Source organism: Sulfidibacter corallicola, assembly GCF_017498545.1.
GTDB classification, from domain to species: domain Bacteria; phylum Acidobacteriota; class Holophagae; order Acanthopleuribacterales; family Acanthopleuribacteraceae; genus Sulfidibacter; species Sulfidibacter corallicola.
On sequence record NZ_CP071793.1, the window covers coordinates 7,061,142 to 7,080,659 of the forward strand.

At 63.0% G+C, this 19,518-nt stretch carries 4 protein-coding genes; 3 read left to right on the forward strand and 1 reads right to left on the reverse strand.

The window, feature by feature from the left end; translation table 11 throughout:
• Positions 1–18: 18 nt before the first annotated feature.
• Positions 19–11,091 carry an SDR family NAD(P)-dependent oxidoreductase gene (locus J3U87_RS21975; protein ID WP_237377925.1) on the reverse strand — a complete coding sequence of 3,691 codons (11,073 nt, stop codon included), beginning with the start codon at positions 11,089–11,091 and terminating at the stop codon, positions 19–21.
• 586 nt (positions 11,092–11,677) lie between these two features.
• On the opposite strand from J3U87_RS21975, the gene J3U87_RS21980 reads away from it, so the two are divergent.
• The 3 genes from J3U87_RS21980 (at position 11,678) to J3U87_RS21990 (ending at position 18,443) form a co-directional block, all read left to right on the forward strand.
• Positions 11,678–12,094, forward strand: coding sequence for a hypothetical protein (locus tag J3U87_RS21980; RefSeq protein WP_237377926.1), 417 nt, complete (start codon positions 11,678–11,680; stop codon positions 12,092–12,094).
• Between the two features lie 604 nt (positions 12,095–12,698).
• On the forward strand, positions 12,699–14,252 hold the full coding sequence (locus J3U87_RS21985; RefSeq protein ID WP_237377927.1) for a hypothetical protein: 1,554 nt from the start codon (positions 12,699–12,701) through the stop codon (positions 14,250–14,252).
• A 180-nt stretch (positions 14,253–14,432) separates the two neighbouring features.
• Positions 14,433–18,443 (forward strand): sensor histidine kinase, encoded by a 4,011-nt coding sequence (locus J3U87_RS21990; protein ID WP_237377928.1) that lies wholly within the window; start codon positions 14,433–14,435, stop codon positions 18,441–18,443.
• Positions 18,444–19,518 lie beyond the last annotated feature (1,075 nt).

Below are 19,518 nucleotides of genomic sequence, written 5' to 3' on the forward strand. Positions count from 1 at the left end.
GCAAAAATGCAGGGCGAATCAGGTCGTGGTTCCGGGTTCCTCGGTCTTTTCCTGGAACAGGTTGAGGCTGTCGACCGCGTGGGGGCCGGTTCGTCCCTCCGCGAGCGTTTCCAGCATGCGGTACAGGGTGTCCACCTTGGTCAGGTCCCTGCGCGTGGGACCGTGACCCAGGGAGGGCGTCAACTTGGTTTCGGCGTGGACCTCGTCGCTCACCTGAACGATCTCCTCGCCGTGGAACGGATAGGTCGGCAGCGAAACCAGGCGACCGGGGCTTTGCAGGATGCGCCAATCCACCTCGGCTCCCTGCAGCCAGAGCGCGGCCAACTGACCGAGATGGCCGCCATCTGCCAGGCCTTTCAGGTAGGCGCGGTCCTGCATCGAGAGCCCGAAGACGCGTTCGCCGCCACGTTGACCCACTTGAACCTGGTTTTCGCGATCTTTCAGGAAGGCGGTCAGTTGGGTGACCAGGTGCTGGGTCGTATCGATCAGGAGAGCTAGGCGGTGTTCGAAGTGTTCGCGACCCACTTGAAGCGTGTGCGCGATATCCTGCAATCGCGGCAGGGATTGCCGATCGCGGTCCTCCAGAAAGGTCACCAACCGATCGGCCCGCAGTCGCAATTGCTCCGGCGTGCGCGCCGACAACAGGATCAACTGGGCGTTGCCCTGACGACTGGTGTCCTCGGGAACCGAAATCTTGCCGCCCGGGTACTCTTCCAGCACGGCGCAGGCGTTGGCCCCGCCGGCGCCTGCCGCGGTCACCAGGCCGCGTCGTGGTTGGGCGGCGCCGCCGACGGCCAGTTGCGGCCAGTGTTGTGGCTCCGTCTGGATGTAGAACGGCGTGTGGCGGAGATCCAGTTCGGGATTGGGCACACCTTCCGATCGGTTGGGAAGCAGGCGCTCGCGGTGGAGCTGAAGCGCCATTTTGGTCAGGGCGGCAATGCCCGAGGCCGCCTCCAGGTGACCGATGTTCGGCTTCAGTGAACTGAGGGCGCAATATTGCGACTCACCGCGACGGTGACCGAAAGCCCGGGCCAGTCCGGCCACTTCGACGGCATCGCCGAGATGGGCGCCGAACCCTTGGGCCTCGATGCTGCTGATGGTGGTGGGTTCGACCTTGGCCTGTTCCAACACTTTGCCGACGACTTCCGCCTGTGCTTCCAGGCTGGGCGTGATGTAGGTGCCGCCGCGCCCGCGATGACTGACGGACGTGCCCTTGATGATGGCGTAGATGTGATCGCCGTCCTCGAGTGCTTCGGCCGCCGGTTTCAGCAACAAGGCGCCGACGCCTTCCCCGGGCACGAAGCCCTTGCCGCCCATGCAGAAGCTGTGGGTCTTGCCGTCTTGCGAGAGCAGGCCGAGCGCGCTCAGGCCACGGTACCGCTCGGGGTGCAGGTAGAGGTTGATGCCGGCCACGATCGCGGCGCGACACTCGCCGCGACGCAGGCTTTCCTTGGCCAGATGGAGGGCGGTCAGCGACGAGGAGGAACCCGTGTCCACCGGCATGCTGGGTCCGTGCAAATCGAAATAACTGCTGATGCGGTCGGCGATCAACCACAGCGAATGGCCGAAGCCGGTTTCGTCCGGATGGGGATCGTGGGTCCCGGCCACGAACACCCCGATCTCGCGCTTGAATCCGTCCAGGGTGTTGCGGGTGTATCCCGCATCTTCCAACAGCGCCCAGGAGGCCTGGAGCAACAGGCGTTCGCCCACGTCCATGCGTTCCGCCTCGGCGCGTTCGATGCCGAACAGCTCGTGATCGAAATGGTGAACGCGATCCAGGAAACCACCCCAATGGCAGGTGACGCGCTGCTCGCGCTCCAGCTTGTGGTGGTCCCATCGATCGGCGGGAATCGTGGCGATGGCCGAATCGCCCTTGGAAAGGTTGGACCAGAACCGGTCCAGGTTGGGTGCGTCGGGATAGTTGGCGCTGAGGCCGATGATCGCGATGCCCGTGACCGGCGCCGCTTCTACCGGGGCCTCGGTCGCTTCACTCGGCTCGGCAGGGGCGGGCTCGGGCTTTTGATGCGATTGCAGCAGCCGCTTCAGGAAGCCCTTTTCGTTGGATTCGATGAAATCCGTCACTTCCTTGACGGTGCGGTGTTCGCGCAAGAGGTCGCGCAGGGTGGTGTTGAGATCTTCCGCCAGATTGTTGCGCATGCTCTGTTCGGTGCGCCGATCCAGGGTTGCGAGGCCGGATTTGGATTTGGCGTTCTCGCGATCTTCCTCGCCGATCAGGTGGCGAAGGAACGTAGCCAGATCACCGGGTTTGATGCTGTCCGGCAGGGCCATGTCGTCGCCGTTCTCGCTTTCGAAACGAGCGAACCCGCGCACCAGACTCGGGTTGCCGTAGAGCGCCAGGACCCGCGAACGACGCAACGCCAGGCAGTCTTCGAAAATCGCCTGACCCACCGCCTCGGGCAAGCTGGGGTCGGGTACTTCGGCGGAAACCGCTTCCGGCGTGAGTTCGCCCCAAAGCGGCCAGCACAGCGAAACCGTGCGACCGGGGCGTTCGCCGCCGAGGCCGTTGCGAAAGGCGGCGAAGGCATCGAGGAAGGTGTTGGCGCCGGCGAATGCGGCCAGTTGTGCGGCGCCGAACCAGGCCGCCGCCGAGGAAATCAACAGGAAGAAATCCAATGGATCTTCACGGGTGAACAGGTCCAGGTGCAGCGCGCCGTGCAGCTTGGGCGCGAGGACCTTCTGAACGTCCTTGACCATGAGATCCGCGAAGGGTTTGGATTCCATGCAGGAAGCCGCATGCACGATGCCTTGGATGGGACCGAACTGTTCGCGGGCCGAGGCGACGAGGGCCTCCACCTCGGCGGCCTTGCTCAAATCGGCCGGATGATAAAGGACCTCGGCACCGGCGATCTGCAACGAGGCGATTCGTTCTTCGATCAGCTCGTTCATCGGCTTTCGACCCGTCAACACCAGTCGGGCCCGGTATTTGGCAGCCAGGAACGCGGCGATCGGATAGCCCAGTGCACCCAACGCACCGGTGACCAGGTAGGTGCCGCCCTTGCGCGGGTACTCGCGGGCCACATCGGCACCGGGCGGCTCCACTTCCTGCAGCAACAGCGCCTGCCGGCGGCCGTCCGAGAAACGGACCTGAATCGGTTCGGCGCCGGCATCGCCCAGCTCGTGCAGCAGGTTGGGAATCCAGCTCAGGTTGTGGGACAGGATGCCGCGACGCTGAACCAGCTTGAAACTCAAATTGGGATACTCGTGCGAGATGCTGCGCATGAAGCCGAGCAGCATTTCGTGCTGGGGTCGCGCTTGGGAGCCGCCCTGAATGTAGAGAAACCGCAGCCGGCGGTTGCCCAGCACGCGTATCCAGGCCCGGCAGAAATTGAACACCGAGTAGAGGCCGCTCTCCATCTGGGTCTGCAGGTAGGGCTCGCCCTGAACGGGGTGGTGGAAGATCTGGCGCTCGCCGTCTTCCATGCGGAAATGCCAGAAGTGCAGCACCGCACCGGGTACGATGCCGCGTTCGCCCAGCTCGTGAATCAGGCGGTGATAGTCTTCCTCGCGGCCCGGATTGATGCGATAGACGAAGTCCGAGAGACGGCGGAACGAAGGCCCGGTGCGCACCAGGAACACCGATTCCGGGTACTCCTTGCGCAGGGCCGTGGTCTGCTCGTCCTGGTGATCCATAACCAGCAAGGGGCCCAGGTGTTTGATGGTTTTGTGCGCCAGGGGTTGACTCTGCCAGAACGGCGAGAAGAAGAATACCCGCGGTTCATCGGACACGGTGTCGATTTCGTCTTCCGAAACCTCGAGCGTGGTCTCGGTCTTGCCGCCGTCGCGAACGTGGGCCTGACTCGCGAAACCGGAGGGATCGCACCAGTAGGCGCCATCACTGAAGCCGCTGAACACGGCGTATTCGGTCGGGCCTGGCTGTGCGGCGGCCGCGGTCTCGCCCTGTGCCTTGCCCGATTCGCTACCGTTGCCGGCCAGGGTCGACGAGGCGATGTGGTGAAAGCCGCAGGCCTCCAGCAGGGCTCGCCAGCGCGAAACGTTGAGCAGCGAGGCGTGGGGCAGGCGCAGGTTGTCCTGATGGGCCTGGCTGTCGCGACCGGCCAGGCTCTGCAGCACCCGGTGGCTGGGCCGCAGGCGGGTTTCCTCTTGGAAGAGCAGCATGCCGTCGCGTTTCAGCAGGTGTTTGATGCGCTGCAGGGTCGCCGCCAGGTCGCGGAATCCGTGCAGTTCGTGGCGGGCCAGGATCAGGTCGAAGGAGCCCGGTTCCAGTCCTTGCTTGGCGGGGTCCACGGCCAGGTCCAGCACCGCGAAACGCACGAAGGAGTATTGATCGCTCAGCAGGTCGGCCGCCTGCCGTACTTCACGCGAAGAGGCCCGCGTCCAGTGGTAGGTCAGGCGGTCGCTGTGTTCACGCAGACCGTCGAGCAACTGAACGGCGCGGGTGGTCGTGCGTGCGCCGATCTCCAGGACGCGCAGCTTTTCGTCCGCCGCATCCATCGAGGCGATCAAGCGCTTCAGCACGCCTTCCAGTTGGTCGTGGAGCAGGTCGGCCAGGTCGCCGTGATCGCGGGCATCGGCGGGGAGCACCGTGTCCCGGCCACCGAACCAGGATAGGGTGGCGTGGGTGCGCACCGGTTCCGTCTTGAGCATGGACGGCAGGCCCTCGGCCGCGTTCCTCAACGCTTCGAGGTGCGGCGCCTGATCGGGATGTTCGCGCAGCAGCGATTCGACCGTGGGGAGCAGGAGCAGCATGGTCTCGGCCTGATCGGGTACTTCGAAGGCCTTGCCCTTGGGATTCAGCAATCCCGCGTCCTGCAACACTTCCAGCCAGTCTTGGAGCAGGCTCAGCCGCTGGCGGGGAATCCCCAAGGTGTGGGCAAGGTCGTCGGCCGTGATGCGTTGGCCACGCCGCATCGGGGCGCCCATCGCAACCAACGCCTCGAAGAGCAGCCGCACCGCGAAGCGCTCCACCTGGCCGGTGATTTCGAGGAGGGATTCGGCGGATGCGGTCGCCTTGCCGCCGTCGTCGAGGCACGCGACCAGCTTGGCGATCTTGGTGGTCATGTGGCGGGTCTGCATGCTCACCCAGCGACCGGATTCGGATTCCACCGCCTCGCGGAACTGGCGCGTCGGGGCCAGCGCGAGCAGGCTGGTGCAACCTTCGCCGAGAATCTGGTCGAGGGCGGCCACGGCCTTGCCCGTGGGCATCGGGCCGAGGGCGCGCTTGACGGCCACCTGTTGCACGGCCGCGGGGTTCAGGTCCCAACAACCCCAGCCGACGTGCTGAAAACGAATGCCGCCCTGGTCGTGACCGTTCCGAATTTGTTGCTGCCAAGCGGCGAAATCGTCGAGGAACAGATCGGCCGCGAACAGCCCGGACCAGCCCGAGGCCAGGTCCGGTGCGGCCAGGGAGGCACTCCCGAAACTGATGAAGAATCGCGGTACCTGGCGACGGAACGGTTCCTCGTCGAGGATCTGGCGCAGCGCCAGCAGCCCGGTGACGCGCGGCTCCACCGCTTCGCGCAATTCGGCGATCTCCTTCTCGCGGAAGGGAGCCATGCGCTCGCGCGGGCCGGCGTTGTGGAACACGCCGTCCAACTCGCCCAGGTCCTTGCGAACCTGGTGGAAGAACAGGCGCAGCCGATCGAATTCGTGGAGTGGCCCGGTGTAGGTCTTGATCTTGATGCCGCGTGCTTCGAAGTCCATCAGTTTGCGAATCTTGGTGCGCGAGGGCTCCTCGCCGCGCTCCGCCAGGTTCTGCCAGAAATCGCGGGGTGGCAGGGGATGGATTCCCATCAGGACCAGGCGCCGCGCGCCACGGGCCACGAGGTGATCGGCCAAGGCGAATCCCAGCGCACCGGTACCGCCGCTGATCACGTAGGCCTTGTCCGGATCGAGCTTGATCGCTTCGGCGGTGGGCTCTTGGCGCGCCAGGAATCGCGGTTTGAGGCGCAGTTGACCCGCGTAGCAGATCTCGCTGTCCGCGTTGGCCGTGCCGATTTCGCGGCGCAGCACGGCCACCAGGTCATCGAGCCGGTCCACATCGACGGTGGTGGCCTTCAGGTGGCGTTCCTCCTGGGCCAGCATGCGTACGAACCCCGCGGTGATCGAGGGGCCGGAGGTGAAATGGGCCTGCGACGCCTCGGCGCGGGTGATGGCGTTGCGGCCGTTGGTCAAATGGATCAGGCAGAAGGCACGCGGTCCGATGCGGCGCAGCAGTTCGCGCCAAAATTTGATTTTGCCCCAGGGAATGGCGGGGTTGCCGTCGTTCTGCAGGTCACTCACGTCGATGATGCCCTGCAAATCGTTCAGGTTCTCCAGGTTCGGTTGAAGGGTATCGGCGTCGTAGAAATCCAGGTAGGTCGCGTTGGGGTTGCGTTCTTCGCCGGACACCCGCTTGCGGACCACGGTCCAGGTCACGTCGGGCAGCCCCATCAGGTCCGACATGACCGATTCGGGGATGCCGTTTTGGGTATGGAGCAGGAAGCGACCTTTCAGGCTCATGCCCGAGAATTCCCGGCCGGTGGGCGCGGGTACCAAAGCCTTGGTGAAGAAACCGAGTTCCTGACTGACCACTTCGGTGTCGGTCGGCTCGGTGTCGGTACCGGCGGGTGTCTCGACGGGCTGATCGCTGGGCGGCTGGTACCAGAAGCGGCGGCGCGAAAAAGGATAGGTCGGCAGGTGAATGCGGCGGCGTTCGCCGTGGCGGTAGAAGCTGTGCCAGGGAATGTCGACCCCGTCACACCAGAGATCGGCCAGGCGCTGGAGCTGGCCGGAGCGGAACATGGACATGGGGTGGAAATCTTCGCTGAAACGCGAGGCCAGGTCGGGATCGTCCAGGTATTGCGGATTGTCGCCGTCTTCCTCGTGGCGGGGCTCCGGCGGGTTTTGCAGGAAGAGGCGCAGCTTTTCCTCCAATTCGGCCAGCGAGCCGACCACGGTCGCGAAGCGGGTGGCCATCGCCATGCGCCCGACCTGGAGCGTGAAGGCCAAATTGGCCAGGTCCAGCGGTGCGCCCTCCCAGGTGCGCACCATCCGACGCAGCACGAAGCGGCGCATGTTCTCCACCATCTCGCGCAGGGTTTCGGGGGTGTGGGCTGAAAGCGCGATGATCTGGGGGCCCTTGCGCGGTGGGAGCTTGAGCCCTTCCGGGGGGCCTTCGAGGATCACGTGGACATTGGTGCCGCCCTCGCCGAAGGCACTGACGCCGGCGCGGAGTGGAATCGGTGCGTCGCCCACTTGCGGGCGTTGCCAGGCGACGCGTTCCCGTTGCACGAAGAAGGGGCTTTCCTTGAATTGGATGTTGGGATTCAGGTAATTGGCGTGGAGGGTCGGTGCCAGGGTGCGGTGTTTCATCTGCAGCAGGGTCTTGGCGAGGCCCGCGATACCGGCCGCCGATTCCAGGTGGCCGATGTTCGATTTGACCGAACCCAGCGCGCAGAATTGCTGTTCCTCGATGCCGAACGCGCGCGACAGGGCGGTGATCTCGATCGGGTCACCGAGCACGGTGCCGGCGCCATGGGCCTCGAGGTAGCTGATGGTGCGGGCCGAGACGCCGGCGCGGTCCAGCGCTTCCCGCACCAGGGCCGCCTGGACCTCGGCGTTCGGCAGACCGTAGCCCTGGGCGCGGCCGTCGTGGTTGGAGGCCGTGCTCAGGATGACGCCGTAGATGGCGTCGCCGTCCACCAGGGCGGCGGGCAGGGGTTTCAAGAGGACCGCGCCGACCCCTTCGCCGGGCGCGAAACCGTCGCCGCCGTCGCCCGGTCCGGTTTTGGGTCCGACCGCGCTGAAAAAGAACGAGTTCTGGCGCATGAAGGTGCCCGGATGGACGAACAGGTTCACGCCTCCGGCGATCGCCGCCTGGCAGCGACCGCGTTGCAGGCTCTCGCAGGCCAGGTGGACCGCCTGCAGGGAGGAGGAACCCGCCGTGTTCGTGATCATGCTCGGACCGGTGAAGTCGAACAGCCGCGACACCCGGTTGGCCAACGACCAGGTATCTCCCGGACGCGCTCCCGACCGGTTCTCCAGCAGGGCCTGCCCGGAGAGCAGAAAGTAATCGTGGTACATCACACCGGCAAACACGCCGACGTCGCCGCCGCCCGGGTTGGCGGCCATCTGCTTCAGGCTCTCCGGCGTGTAGCCGGCATTTTCCAGCGTGGCCCAGACCGTCTCCAGGAAGATACGCTCCTGAGGATCCATGTCCGCGGCTTCCGAGGCCGGAATGTTGAACAGCTCGTTGTCGAAGGTGTCGATTTCATCCAGGAACCCGCCGAACAGCAACTTGCCCGGCGGTAGGCCCGGCGCGCCGGCGGAGCGTTCCGAGGAAAGCGGGGAGAGACAATCGCGACCGGCTTTCAGGTTCTCCCAGAACATTTCCAGATCGGGTGAGCGGGGATAACGGCCCGCCATGCCGACCACCGCGATGGGAATATCGACCGTGTCCGGGTTGACCGGTGCGGCCCCGTAGATCGCCGAGGCCTGGAGCAGCTCCTGGGCCGATTCGGCCGAATCGGTGGTTTCGGTTTGGGCCGGCGCGGGAAACGCTTCGGCGACCGGTGATTCCGGCGAAAACGATCGGGCCTGTGCCTCGGGCATCGGCTCGGCTTCGCGTTCGGATGTTGTCCGTTCGGGCTCGTCCTCGGCCACCGGCGGGAGTGATTTCGTGGGACCGGGCTCCTCAGGAGCAACCACATCGGGTTGAGGTGTGCCCAAAACCCATTTGGGAATCTTGAGCGTATCCGACCAGGATTCCTCCTCGTCGCGTTCTTCTCTGCCATCCGCTTCGGACCCGGTCGGCTCTTCCGGCTGGTCGTGCTTGCCGGCGAGCTCTTCCGCCACCGGCGTCGCCCCTTCTTCCGAAGCACCATCCTCCGTTTCATCCGCCTTGGCATCGCGCGCACCGGGCGCCGGTGTCGCGAACCACTCCGAGCCGTCCTGCCCCTTCGGGGTGGACGAGGTCTTCTCTTCGGACACGACCCGAGTGGGAAAATCCCAGGAATCCTTGGAGACCCCGGCGTCGCGATCCGCTCCCGCCGGAGCCTCCTCCGGTTGGGCGGAATCGTTCGCTTTGTGGGCTTCATCCAAAGGTTGCTCGGCGACCGGGCGCGTGGCCGTGTCCCATGGACGTGGCGTGCTTTCCCGGTCCGGTCCGTCAAAGGCGGTGGTGGGTGTATCCCAATCGCGGTGTTCCGCGTCGACGGGCTCGGGCGCGTCCAGAGAGCGGGTGCGGGTATCCCAGGGTCGATCGACGGGTTCCGCCCCATCGAGGGACCGAGTTGGTACGTCCCAATCGGGCGGAGGGGTCTCGGGCTCCTTGGAACGGTCGGTGGAATCTTCGGTTCGCCGCTCCTGCACCGCCCGTTTCAGGGAATCGAAGGCCCGCGTCGGGGTGTCCCAGGTGCGGGGTCGCTCGTCTGCCGCGCCCGATTCGGCGAACGGTCGGGTGCGCGTGTCCCACCCGCGATCGGCCTGTTCGCCAGGGGCCTCGGTCTCGACCTCGTTCGTTCGAGAGTCTCCATCCGAAACGCGCTCGGCCCGTGCGGTACTCGGGTCCGCATCTTCGCGTGTCGCGCGACGTCCTTCCGCTTCCCGTTCCGCAACCGGTGGCGGCGGATTCTCGGGCGGCTTCCAGGCCCGTTCGGACTTGGGACGGACGCGAACGGTCTTGGGCGGGGGATCCGCGGGGGCCTCCAGGAGCCAATCCGGCATGCGGACGGTGTCTTCCCAGGGATCGACCCTGGTGGAGGATTTCTTTGGCGGTGGCCCCGGGCTGCTTTCGGCCGGTGCGGCCTCGGCTGGCGGTTCTTTGGCGGCGGGAGCCTCCGGTTCCGCTGGTTTCGACGTGTCCGCAGGGGTGTCGCGCGGTTCTTCGTCTTCGTGATCTTCGTCGGTCCACTGGTCGAGGAACACCGGGGGTTCGGAGCCCTGCGCCTGCCTGTGGGCTTGGGCCTTGTCGCGATCCGATTTGCGCAAGAGGACATCGGCTCCCGGTCGATCGTGTTCGTCGCCCTCTTCCTCGTGATGGGGTGTCTCCGCCGGCTCTTCTTTGGCCTCGGATTCCGGTGACCCTTCCTCTTCTGCCGACGCGTCCTGGCGATCGGTCACCCAGTTTGGGATTTTCAGGGTCAAGGTCGCCGGGTCTTCCTGTTCTTCCTCATCGCCTGTCGCCGCTTGTTCGTCGGTGGCACGGTCTCGATCCGCGTCCTTCTTCATTCCGGAATCAAGGTTCTCCAATTCCGTGACGGAACGTTCCGGCTTGAGCTGAAACACGCCGCTGTGGCCCAGTTCCGCCTCTTTGGCCCAGTTGGTGTTGGACATCGCCGCTTCCCAGGCTCGTTCGTCGGGGCATGCATCTCGATTTTCTTCGGATGTCTCCTGCGCTGCCGGTTCGGGCGCGGTCGCGACCTGCTTGGGCGGTGCTTCGGCGGCCTTGGCGGGAACGCTCGGGGCCCGGCTGTCGTTTTCGCCTTCGTGTGCCCTGGTGGGAATGACGCGCCACTCCCGCTCGAGCCGAATCAGGTCCACATTGGGATCGCGATAGAGCATCAAGAGCTGTTTGAGGAGCGGTGCCATGTGTTCTTCTGCGGCCTCGGGACTGTCCAGGGCCAGGTGGAACCGCAGCATATCCTGGTTCAGGCGCGTGCAGGAGGCCTCGAACAACGGCCAATTACCCGAAAAGAAATGCTGCGTTTCCATGCGGTGGCGCATGCGTTCCAAGTCCTCCTCGGGGGAGGGGCGGTGGCGCAGGTCGTGAATGGCCAGGGTGTAGGAGGGCGTGGTTTTCAGGATGTCCAGCGCACCCTGGTACCGACGGGAACGCAGCAGCGGGCGGGCCTTGATCAGCAGGTTGAAGGCGTGCTCCAGGCGGTTCAGGTTGCCAAACGCGATTTGCAGCTCGCCGTAGATCGTATCGTCCGCGTACCCGTTGCGGGCACCCTCCGAGGTCTTGACATAAAAAGTGGCGCTGACCTCGGGCAAAGGATCGAAATGCTCTCTCGTGAATTCGGGATCACCCTGGCGCCGGTGGCCTCCTTCTTCGTTGGGCGCGACCTTGCGGCGCTCTTCCACCAGATTCAAGATGTTCCGAATGACGCCATCGCGATTTGAATCCCTCATGTATCCCCACTATCTCGACCACGTACATGGCTGTGCCAGCACGTCTTGCCGCAAATCCACCAGGCACGATTCCAGCGCTCACCCGTCCCTGTAATCACTCGAGGATGACCGCATCTCCGTGCGATGGATGTCCAGGACGAAAGCCGGCAGGCGCAAACGCGCCTCACGGGTATCTACACGCGAACCACCTAACACGGCATTCTAGCCGATTGCAGGTACCCTGTCAGGCGGAGGCGAAACATTCTCGGTCTCGAAAGAGGGGATTCGTCGACCGATCGCCGGGGTTGGCCGACCGAAACGCGAAACCGGTTCGACAAGGCCGTGCAAGTCCGCGAAATACGCCGGATTTTGCAGGGTGACGATGATACTTATCCATCTTCATTTATGTTGAAGGTGATATTTTTCACGGTGAAAGAAGTGATTAAATTAACTTTTTGGTGTACATTGGAACAAATATCACATGTTTTTATAGATGCTCGAAAACCCGCCACCGGTTGATCCAGCCCGAATCATCTTTTTACCCCTCGGGATTGACCAGCCTGTCGACCGCACCTCAAAGGAGAACAGTGCGTTTCAGGAGGACGACGTGACAACCATCGAGGATCTTTTGAAGAGTGTCGAATCCCAAATCGCGAACCGCGATGCCCAGGCGGCCGCGCAGGGAGCTCGCGATCAGGCCTTTTCGCAATACGATTTGGACCGGGCCGAGGAAGAGGCGCACCTGGTCATGGATGAACACCTGGCGCTGGCGATCGTGGCCGATTTGCGCCAGTGTATCGGTGCCGACGAGGGATGGTCGCTGGTTCTGGCCGGCTCGCGCGCCCTGCGCGTGGCGTTGGAAGAAGACGATGGCCTGCTGCGCAAGCTCCAACAGGAGCACCGCGAAATTTTGGACGAACTGGCCGGTGACCTGATTCGGTTGGGTTTCAAACAGCCCGAGTTCGAAATCGCGATTCGATCCGAGTTGGAAACCCTGTGCACCTTGTTCAAGAAGCCGCGCTGATCTCGCAGGCGTTTGCCGAATCGGTTTCACGGCCCGGATACCCATGCGCGTGAAGTGAAGGTGGGATGCAGGTGTTCGGCGTGCATCCCGAATGTCGGTTCGGCTTCGATGGCCTCCCATTCGGAGGGATGGTGCCTTGGGTCAACCCTCTGCGATCCCTGTCGCTCCTCTCGAGAGACCCTGTTTTTTTCGCGCGGGCTACCGAGCGTCGCTTTTTTTCCGGTCTACCCGGGGTCTTCGGAACCCACGGCCCCTGTTGTCGATGCCCTGGCACAACGCAAAAACACATCACTGAGAAGGTCTATCTCGGGCTGACGCCCTGTCCGGCGGGTCTCACCGCATCTTGACGATTCTCTGTTATTCTTAGGGTCGTGGGGTGGGGGGTTTCGCGCCACGAGGGCTCGTAGGCGGGCGATGGGACGGTTCGCACGCGAACCGATGCCGCCCGCTTCGGGGAGCGCGGCTTCTCGGACGGCCCGTTTCGGGTGCCGGCCATGCGATACGGCGACCCTGCATCGGTGTCGGTTTTGCTTGGAAATGCAATACCCGACCTTATGTTTGCCGTGCAAAGCCGACCGTTTTCCGAATGTTTAGGAGTGCCTTCATGATCAACAATCCAAAACCATCGATGGGATCGACCGCGCATCTCGTCGAGCTTTTCCACCGCACCGCCCTTCGCGCCGTTCGCCGGTTCGGCCTGTGGTCGCTGTTTTTTCTCTGCCTGCCCGCGACGTTCGCCCAGGTTTCACGAATTCCCCACGTCACCAGCGCCACCGGTGGCTTCGGCACCGAACTCATCCTCACCAACCTCGGCGACCAAGCCCAAAATTACCGCCTGACCGCCTACGCCACCGACGGCGCGTTGATCGACCACGTCGAGGGATTGATCGGCGGGGGGGTCACGGTGTTCGAGACCGCGTCGACCTTCTTCGGCTCCGATCAGGTCAGCCACATCGAGTTCACGCCTTCCGACACGTTGGAAGTGGGTGCCTCCTACAGCCGCATCGAAGGTTCCTTCGGGCGCGCCCACGTGCAGGCCACCGGAGAAGCCTCCACCGGTTGGCGTTTCTTTCCCGGCAACCTCGACGTGACCTGGGACGGGTTGGCCGTCATCAACACCGGAGACAGTGCCGCCGATGTGGTGCTCACCCAGTTCAACGCCAACGGCGCGGCGCTTCGCAGCGAGACCATCATCCCGAGCCTGGCGCCCAACGCCAAGGGGCTTTTCGTGGTTCCCAATACCTACCCCAACCTCGACGAAGCGTTTTTCGAGGTGTCCAGCGCCCAACGCCTGGCGTTTGTCGCCCTGCGCGGCAATCACGAGTCCACCTTCCTCTGGGAGAACAGCGCCCTGCCGGTGACGCCCTCCGACACGACCGTCAGCGCCTGCAACCCCGAGAGCTCCCTGCGCAAAGGCGTGTTCCTGCTCGGGCACAGCCTGGTGGGCTTCGAAATGCCCTGGATGCTCGACGGCATGGCCCTGGCCGACGGCCAACAGCACACCCAGGAATACGCCTTCATCAACGGTGCCCCGCTCAAGTGGACCTGGACCCACGCCGCCGACGCCCAGGGCGCCAATTTCGAAGTGGAACTGCCCAGCGGCAACTACGATACCCTGGTCCTCACCGAAGGCCTGCCCATCACCAACCACATCACCGATTCCGTTCAGTACGCCCCGCTCTTCTACGGCAAGATCCTGGAAGGCAACGCGGATGCGCAACTGTACGTCTACCAGACCTGGCCGGAAATCATCGTCGACGACTGGTACGGCGAGCTGAACCAGTGGCGCATGTACTGGGAGCAGATCGCCGATGCCGTCGAGACCGCCCATCCCGGCAAGACCGTCTACATCGTGCCCGCCGGACCGGCCCTCGCCGAACTGCGGCGCCGCATCGAAGCCGGTCAGGTGCCCGGCATCAGCGAAATTCGCGGCACCATCTTTTTCGACGACATTCACATGACCCGCCTGGGTAATTACTTCATCGCCATGGTTCACTATGCGACCCTCTACAAACGCTGCCCCTCTCAGATGAAGCGCGAGTTCGACGGGCCCTACGGTGAGCCGGACTGGTTGACCGTCCCCGAGGACCTGCGTGCGGTCTTCGAGGACATCGCCTGGCAGATCGTCAGCGGCGATGCCCGATCGGGCGTGCGCTGATGGGGTGGCGGCCCCTCACCTCCACCGTCCCGCTCGGGGACGTCCGGCCACAGCGCCGCGAGCGGGTCGCCACGTCGCCCACGACCGGTCCTCTCCGGTCCGCTAAGGCGTGACAGATGCGCAGGTCGGTGTAGAATGAGTCGCAGCGCCCTCAACCTTCCCTTACGAGCCCCTCTTCCCATGTCACGCGTTGCGCTTTCCCTTTTTCGTCATTTGATCCCGCTCCTGTTGTTCGGGGTGGCCGCGGTTGCACCCACGATGGCCGAAGGCCCGCTTCAACACCGCAAGTTCGAACGCTTCTCCGTTCGCCAGGGGCTCGCCAGCAATACCGTTTACGGCCTGTTGCAGGATCGTCGCGGTTTTCTCTACGTCACCACCACCGGTGGCCTCAATCGCTACGACGGCTACAAGTTCACCGTGTTCAAACACGATCCGCTGGATGCCAATTCGCTCTCCGCCAGCTCGACCGGCCGCATGTTGGAGACCCGTGACGGTCGGATTTGGATCGGGACCTGGGGCGGTGGCCTCAATTTGTTCGACCCCGCCGACGAAACCTTCACGACCTACCAAAACCGGCCCAGCGATCCCGACCTGTTGGCCGAGAACCGCATCCAGAGCCTGTTTCTCGACGATCGGCATCGGTTGTGGGTCGGGACCTACAGCAAGGGCATCGATCGGTTCGATCCCGCGAGTGGGCGCTTCATTCACTATCCGCTCGCCGACGGCACAGCCGACCACCTGCCCGACAACCGCATCTGGAGCATCCGCCAGGGTGGCGACGACTGGCTGTGGATCGCCACCGACCAGGGCCTGGTCCGCTTCGACTGCAAGACGGGCAAGGTGCGCCAGGTCTACACCTTTCGAGAGGGCGACGCCCACAGCCTGAGCCACAACCGCATCAAGATGTTGCTGCGATCCCGTGACGGCACCCTGTGGGTCGGTACCTTGAACGGGCTCAATCGCTACCGTCCCGAGACCGACGATTTCGAGCGGTTTTTTTTCGTCGCCGATACCGAATCGGGCAAGGACCCCTATCACGTTCGCGCGCTCTTCGAGGATCGCACCGGGCGCATCTGGATCGGGACCGTGGGCGAGGGTTTGTGGAGCTTGGAACCGGATTCCGGCGAATCGCAACAGTTCGATCACGACCCCACCGACCCGACCTCGCTCAGTCATTCGATCGTGGAAACCATTTTGGAAGACCGCGCCGGCAACCTCTGGGTCGGTACCTTGAACGGGCTGAACAAAACCGATCTGAAGCCGCGCAAGTTCAAGCTCTATCAACGCGATCCCCGGAACACCAACAGCCTCAGCACCAACGAGGTCGGTGCGATTCACGTGGATTCCCAACAGCGGTTGTGGATCGGCACCTTCGGCGGTGGCCTGAACCATTACGATCGGGAGACCGGTCGGGCCATCGTCTATCCCATCGTGATGCACTCCGGCATGGGCGACAACGTGGTGCGCAACATCCGCGAAGACGAAGCCGGCCGGCTTTGGCTGGGGACCTATTCCGACGGCCTGCAAGTGCTGGAACCGGACAAGGGCATCACCGAGGTGTTCGTCAACGATCCCGACAACCTCTCCAGCCTGAGCCACAATCGCGTGCGCGGCATCCACTTCGATCCTCGGGGTCGCTTGTGGGTGGGGACCGAGGACGGACTGAATCTCTTCCGGCCCGAAACCAAGGACTTCGTCAACATCCACAACGACCCCTTCTTCGGCGTGCGCTTCCGCGATGTCCGCATTTTTGCGCTCGAAGATGTGCGCGATCGCGACGAACTCTGGCTGGCCACCAACCAGGGGTTGATGCGGTTGGATTTTTCCCAAAAATCGCTGGCCCGCTATCGCCATGTGGCCGGCGACCCGGCAGCTCTTTCCGACGACCAGATTTTCTGCCTGACCTACGACGATGCGGGCCGCTTTTGGGTCGGTTCCGCCGCGGGTTTGAATCGGTTCGACCCGGAGACCGGGCGCGCCTCGGCCTACTACACCAACCAGGGCCTGCCTTCCAACATGATCATGGCGATGCTGACCGACGAGAAGGGGCGGTTGTGGATTTCCACCAGCAACGGGCTGGTCCGCTTCGATCCGGAAACCGAGCAGTTCCGCACCTACGACGTGTTCGACGGTCTGCAGGACAACAATTTCAATCGCAACGCGGCCTTCAAGGACCGGAACGGCGATCTGTACTTCGGCGGCAGGAACGGATTCAACCTGTTTACACCGAGCGAAGTACGCGATAATCCCCACGTGCCCCCGGTGGTGTTGACGGGCTTCAAGAAATTCAACAGGGACACGCGCCTGGAAACGCCCATCCCGGAAATGCGGAAGCTGGACCTGCGCCACGCCGACAACATGTTCACCCTGGAGTTTTCCGCACTCGATTTCACCAACCCCGAGAAGAACCGCTACGAGTTGCGCCTGACCGGATTTCAAAACGAATGGGTCGACATGGGCACCGTCCATCAGGTCACCTACACCAACCTCGACTCGGGCAGTTATGTTTTGCAGGTGCGCGGCAGCAACAACGACCAAATTTGGAACGAGGAAGGGCTTCGGCTGAAAATCACCATCGTGCCGCCGGTTTGGCAGACCTGGTGGGCCTACGGGATCTACCTCTTTCTGGGGCTGTTCACGGCGACCGGCATCCCGCTGTTGCGCATTCGCGCACTCAAACAGCGCAAGGCCAAGCTGGCGGCGACCATCGCCGACCGCACCCGCGAGCTGGAGCAGATGAACCGCAAGCTCGGCGAGAAGAACCGGGAGATGGTCACGCTCGACGAAATCGTGCACGCGATCAATCGGGAGGTCACCGAGGAGCGGTTGCTGCAGGCGCTTCTGGTGCAGGGCATGAAGCTGGTGGCCAACGCCGAGCGCGGCGCCGTATTGATCTTCAACCACCAGAACCAGACCTTTCACTTCACCGCCGCGGTCGGCTACGAGATCGAATCGCTGCGGCACATCGTGTTTTCGCGGGAAGAGGCCCTGGAGCGCTACACCGAGGGCAAGGAAGCCTTGGAGACGGGAATTTTCCTGATCCGGGACGTGGATCGTCTACCGGTGCCGCCCAAGCTCCTGGCCCTGTCCCTACCCAAAACCATGCTGGTCATGACCGTGACGGCCCGCGAAAACATCGAGGACTTGCTGATTTTCGAGAATTTCCAACACCGCGACGCCTTCAAGAACGCCGATCTCCGGCGCCTGGGTCGATACCGCGAGCACGCCATCACCGCGATCGCCAAGGCCAAACTGTTCCGCGAGGCGACCCATTCGGCGCTGCACCTCAAGGAAACCCAGCAGATGTTGTTGGAAGCGGCGCACCACGCGGGCATGGCCGAGATCGCCTCCAACGTGTTGCACAACGTGGGCAACACGCTCAACAGCCTGAACACCTGTGCGGGCATGATTCGCTCTCGGCTCGATTCACGCAGCTTCGAGGTGTTCCACCGGTTGGTTCGCCTGCTGGAGAGCCGCCAGGATGATCTGGAGGCCTTCATGCAGGAGGATCCCAAGGGGCGACAGGTTCCCGAGGCCTTCCTCAAGGTGGGGAGCGGCATCGTGCGCACCCGCGACCAACTGGAAAACGAGATCCAGAAACTGGAGGAATACATCGCGGCGCTCAACGGCGTGGTCCGCGCGCAGCAGGACTACGTCGGCATGGAGGCCCTGAGCGAGGTGGTCGATCTCCACGAAGCCTTGGAGGAAGTGATCAAGCTCGAGCGCCTGTTGCTGGATTCCAAACAGATTCAGGTGGCGCGCGAGTACGGCGAGATTCCGTTCATCAAGGTCCAGAAATCCAAGTTGGTGCGGGTGTTGGTGAACCTGTTCAACAACGCGGTCGACGCCATGGAGATCAACCCCCACAAGCGGTTGCTGGTGTTGCGGACCATATCCGTCGGTTACGGGCCCGGGGTGATGTTGGAAATCCAGGATAACGGGATCGGCATTCCGGGCGAGGTCATCCGCGAGGTGTTCCACCAGGGCTTCACCACCAAGGAGCGCGGCAGCGGGTTCGGATTGCACTACTGCGCCAACGTGATGCGCGAAATGGGTGGCGAGATCACCATTCACAGCGACGGACCCGGCAAGGGCGCGATGGTGCGTCTGGCGCTCCTGAGCATCGACAACGCGGTGGATCCGGGCGAGCCCGGACGCCGCCTGGAAGACCACGTCCCCTCCATGTCCTGAGCCGTCGGATATGGCGCGCACCCGCAAAACGCCCCACCTCTCCCTCGAAGCGCAATATCCTGGAGTGCCCGCAAGCAAAGAGAGCTGCCGAGCCTGTAGGTTGGCCCGCTGGGCCGACACTTCGAAGCAAGCCAAGCAACTACAGTGAGTTACACCAAAGAGCGAAGCCCGAAATCTCCCTGGCGAACCCAACCCGAAATCGCCAAGCCCAAAGCCCCCGCATCACGAGAGGGGTGCCAGGCCTGTAGGTTGAGCAGCCTGCTCAACCAATCGAAGCAAACCAAGCAACTACAGTGAGTTACACCAAAGAGCGAAGCCCGAAATCTCCCTCACACCCCGATTCGAAGTCGCCAAGTCCAAAATCCCCCCATCGCGAGAGGGGCGTAAGGCCTGTAGGTTGAGCAGCCTGCTCAACCAATCGAAGCGACTGAGCAAAGATCGAAATCGAACATCGAGAGATCTCGAGGACCGACTTATCCGCTTCGCTCTTTTTCCCCTCGATCTAGCGAAGCGTGGATCGCTTCGAAGAGCGATCTGAGCCGGTTAACCTGTTTCATACATTCAATAGGGTGTGTTACACAAGTTGTTTGTATCAAGTTGCTTAAATTTGATGACAATATCCTGAGTGACTTGTGTAATTTCCGTAATTTGCTTTGTTTGTCATCTTTATCTCAGGGACTTCGCGAGACCAAACACGAGACTTACAAAAATGCCCTCACCTGCCAAAACCATAACTGAGGTGCAGCTTTTCTCTTGGGCTAGGTAATTCCTCGTTCACCATGGGCCAACTTCGCGGCTGTGCAGAAAAAAGAAGGAACCGATACCAAATTGTTCACGTGTTGAGCCGTTTGGGAAAGGACAGATCAACTGTCGGTATCGCACGTGCGACGCTATTTTCCCTCCCGATGTTCAGGAAAAGGATTCTGCAGGTGGCGACCAAGTCAACCTGCCTAACTCGGGCCTCAAGGGTGAAGGACGGGGGCATCGTCCACCAGGTAACGTCCGAGTTGGATGAATGATTCGAAGGGGCAACAGTATGCACCCTGTATTGTGCATATGCCGGATCGGCAGCGAG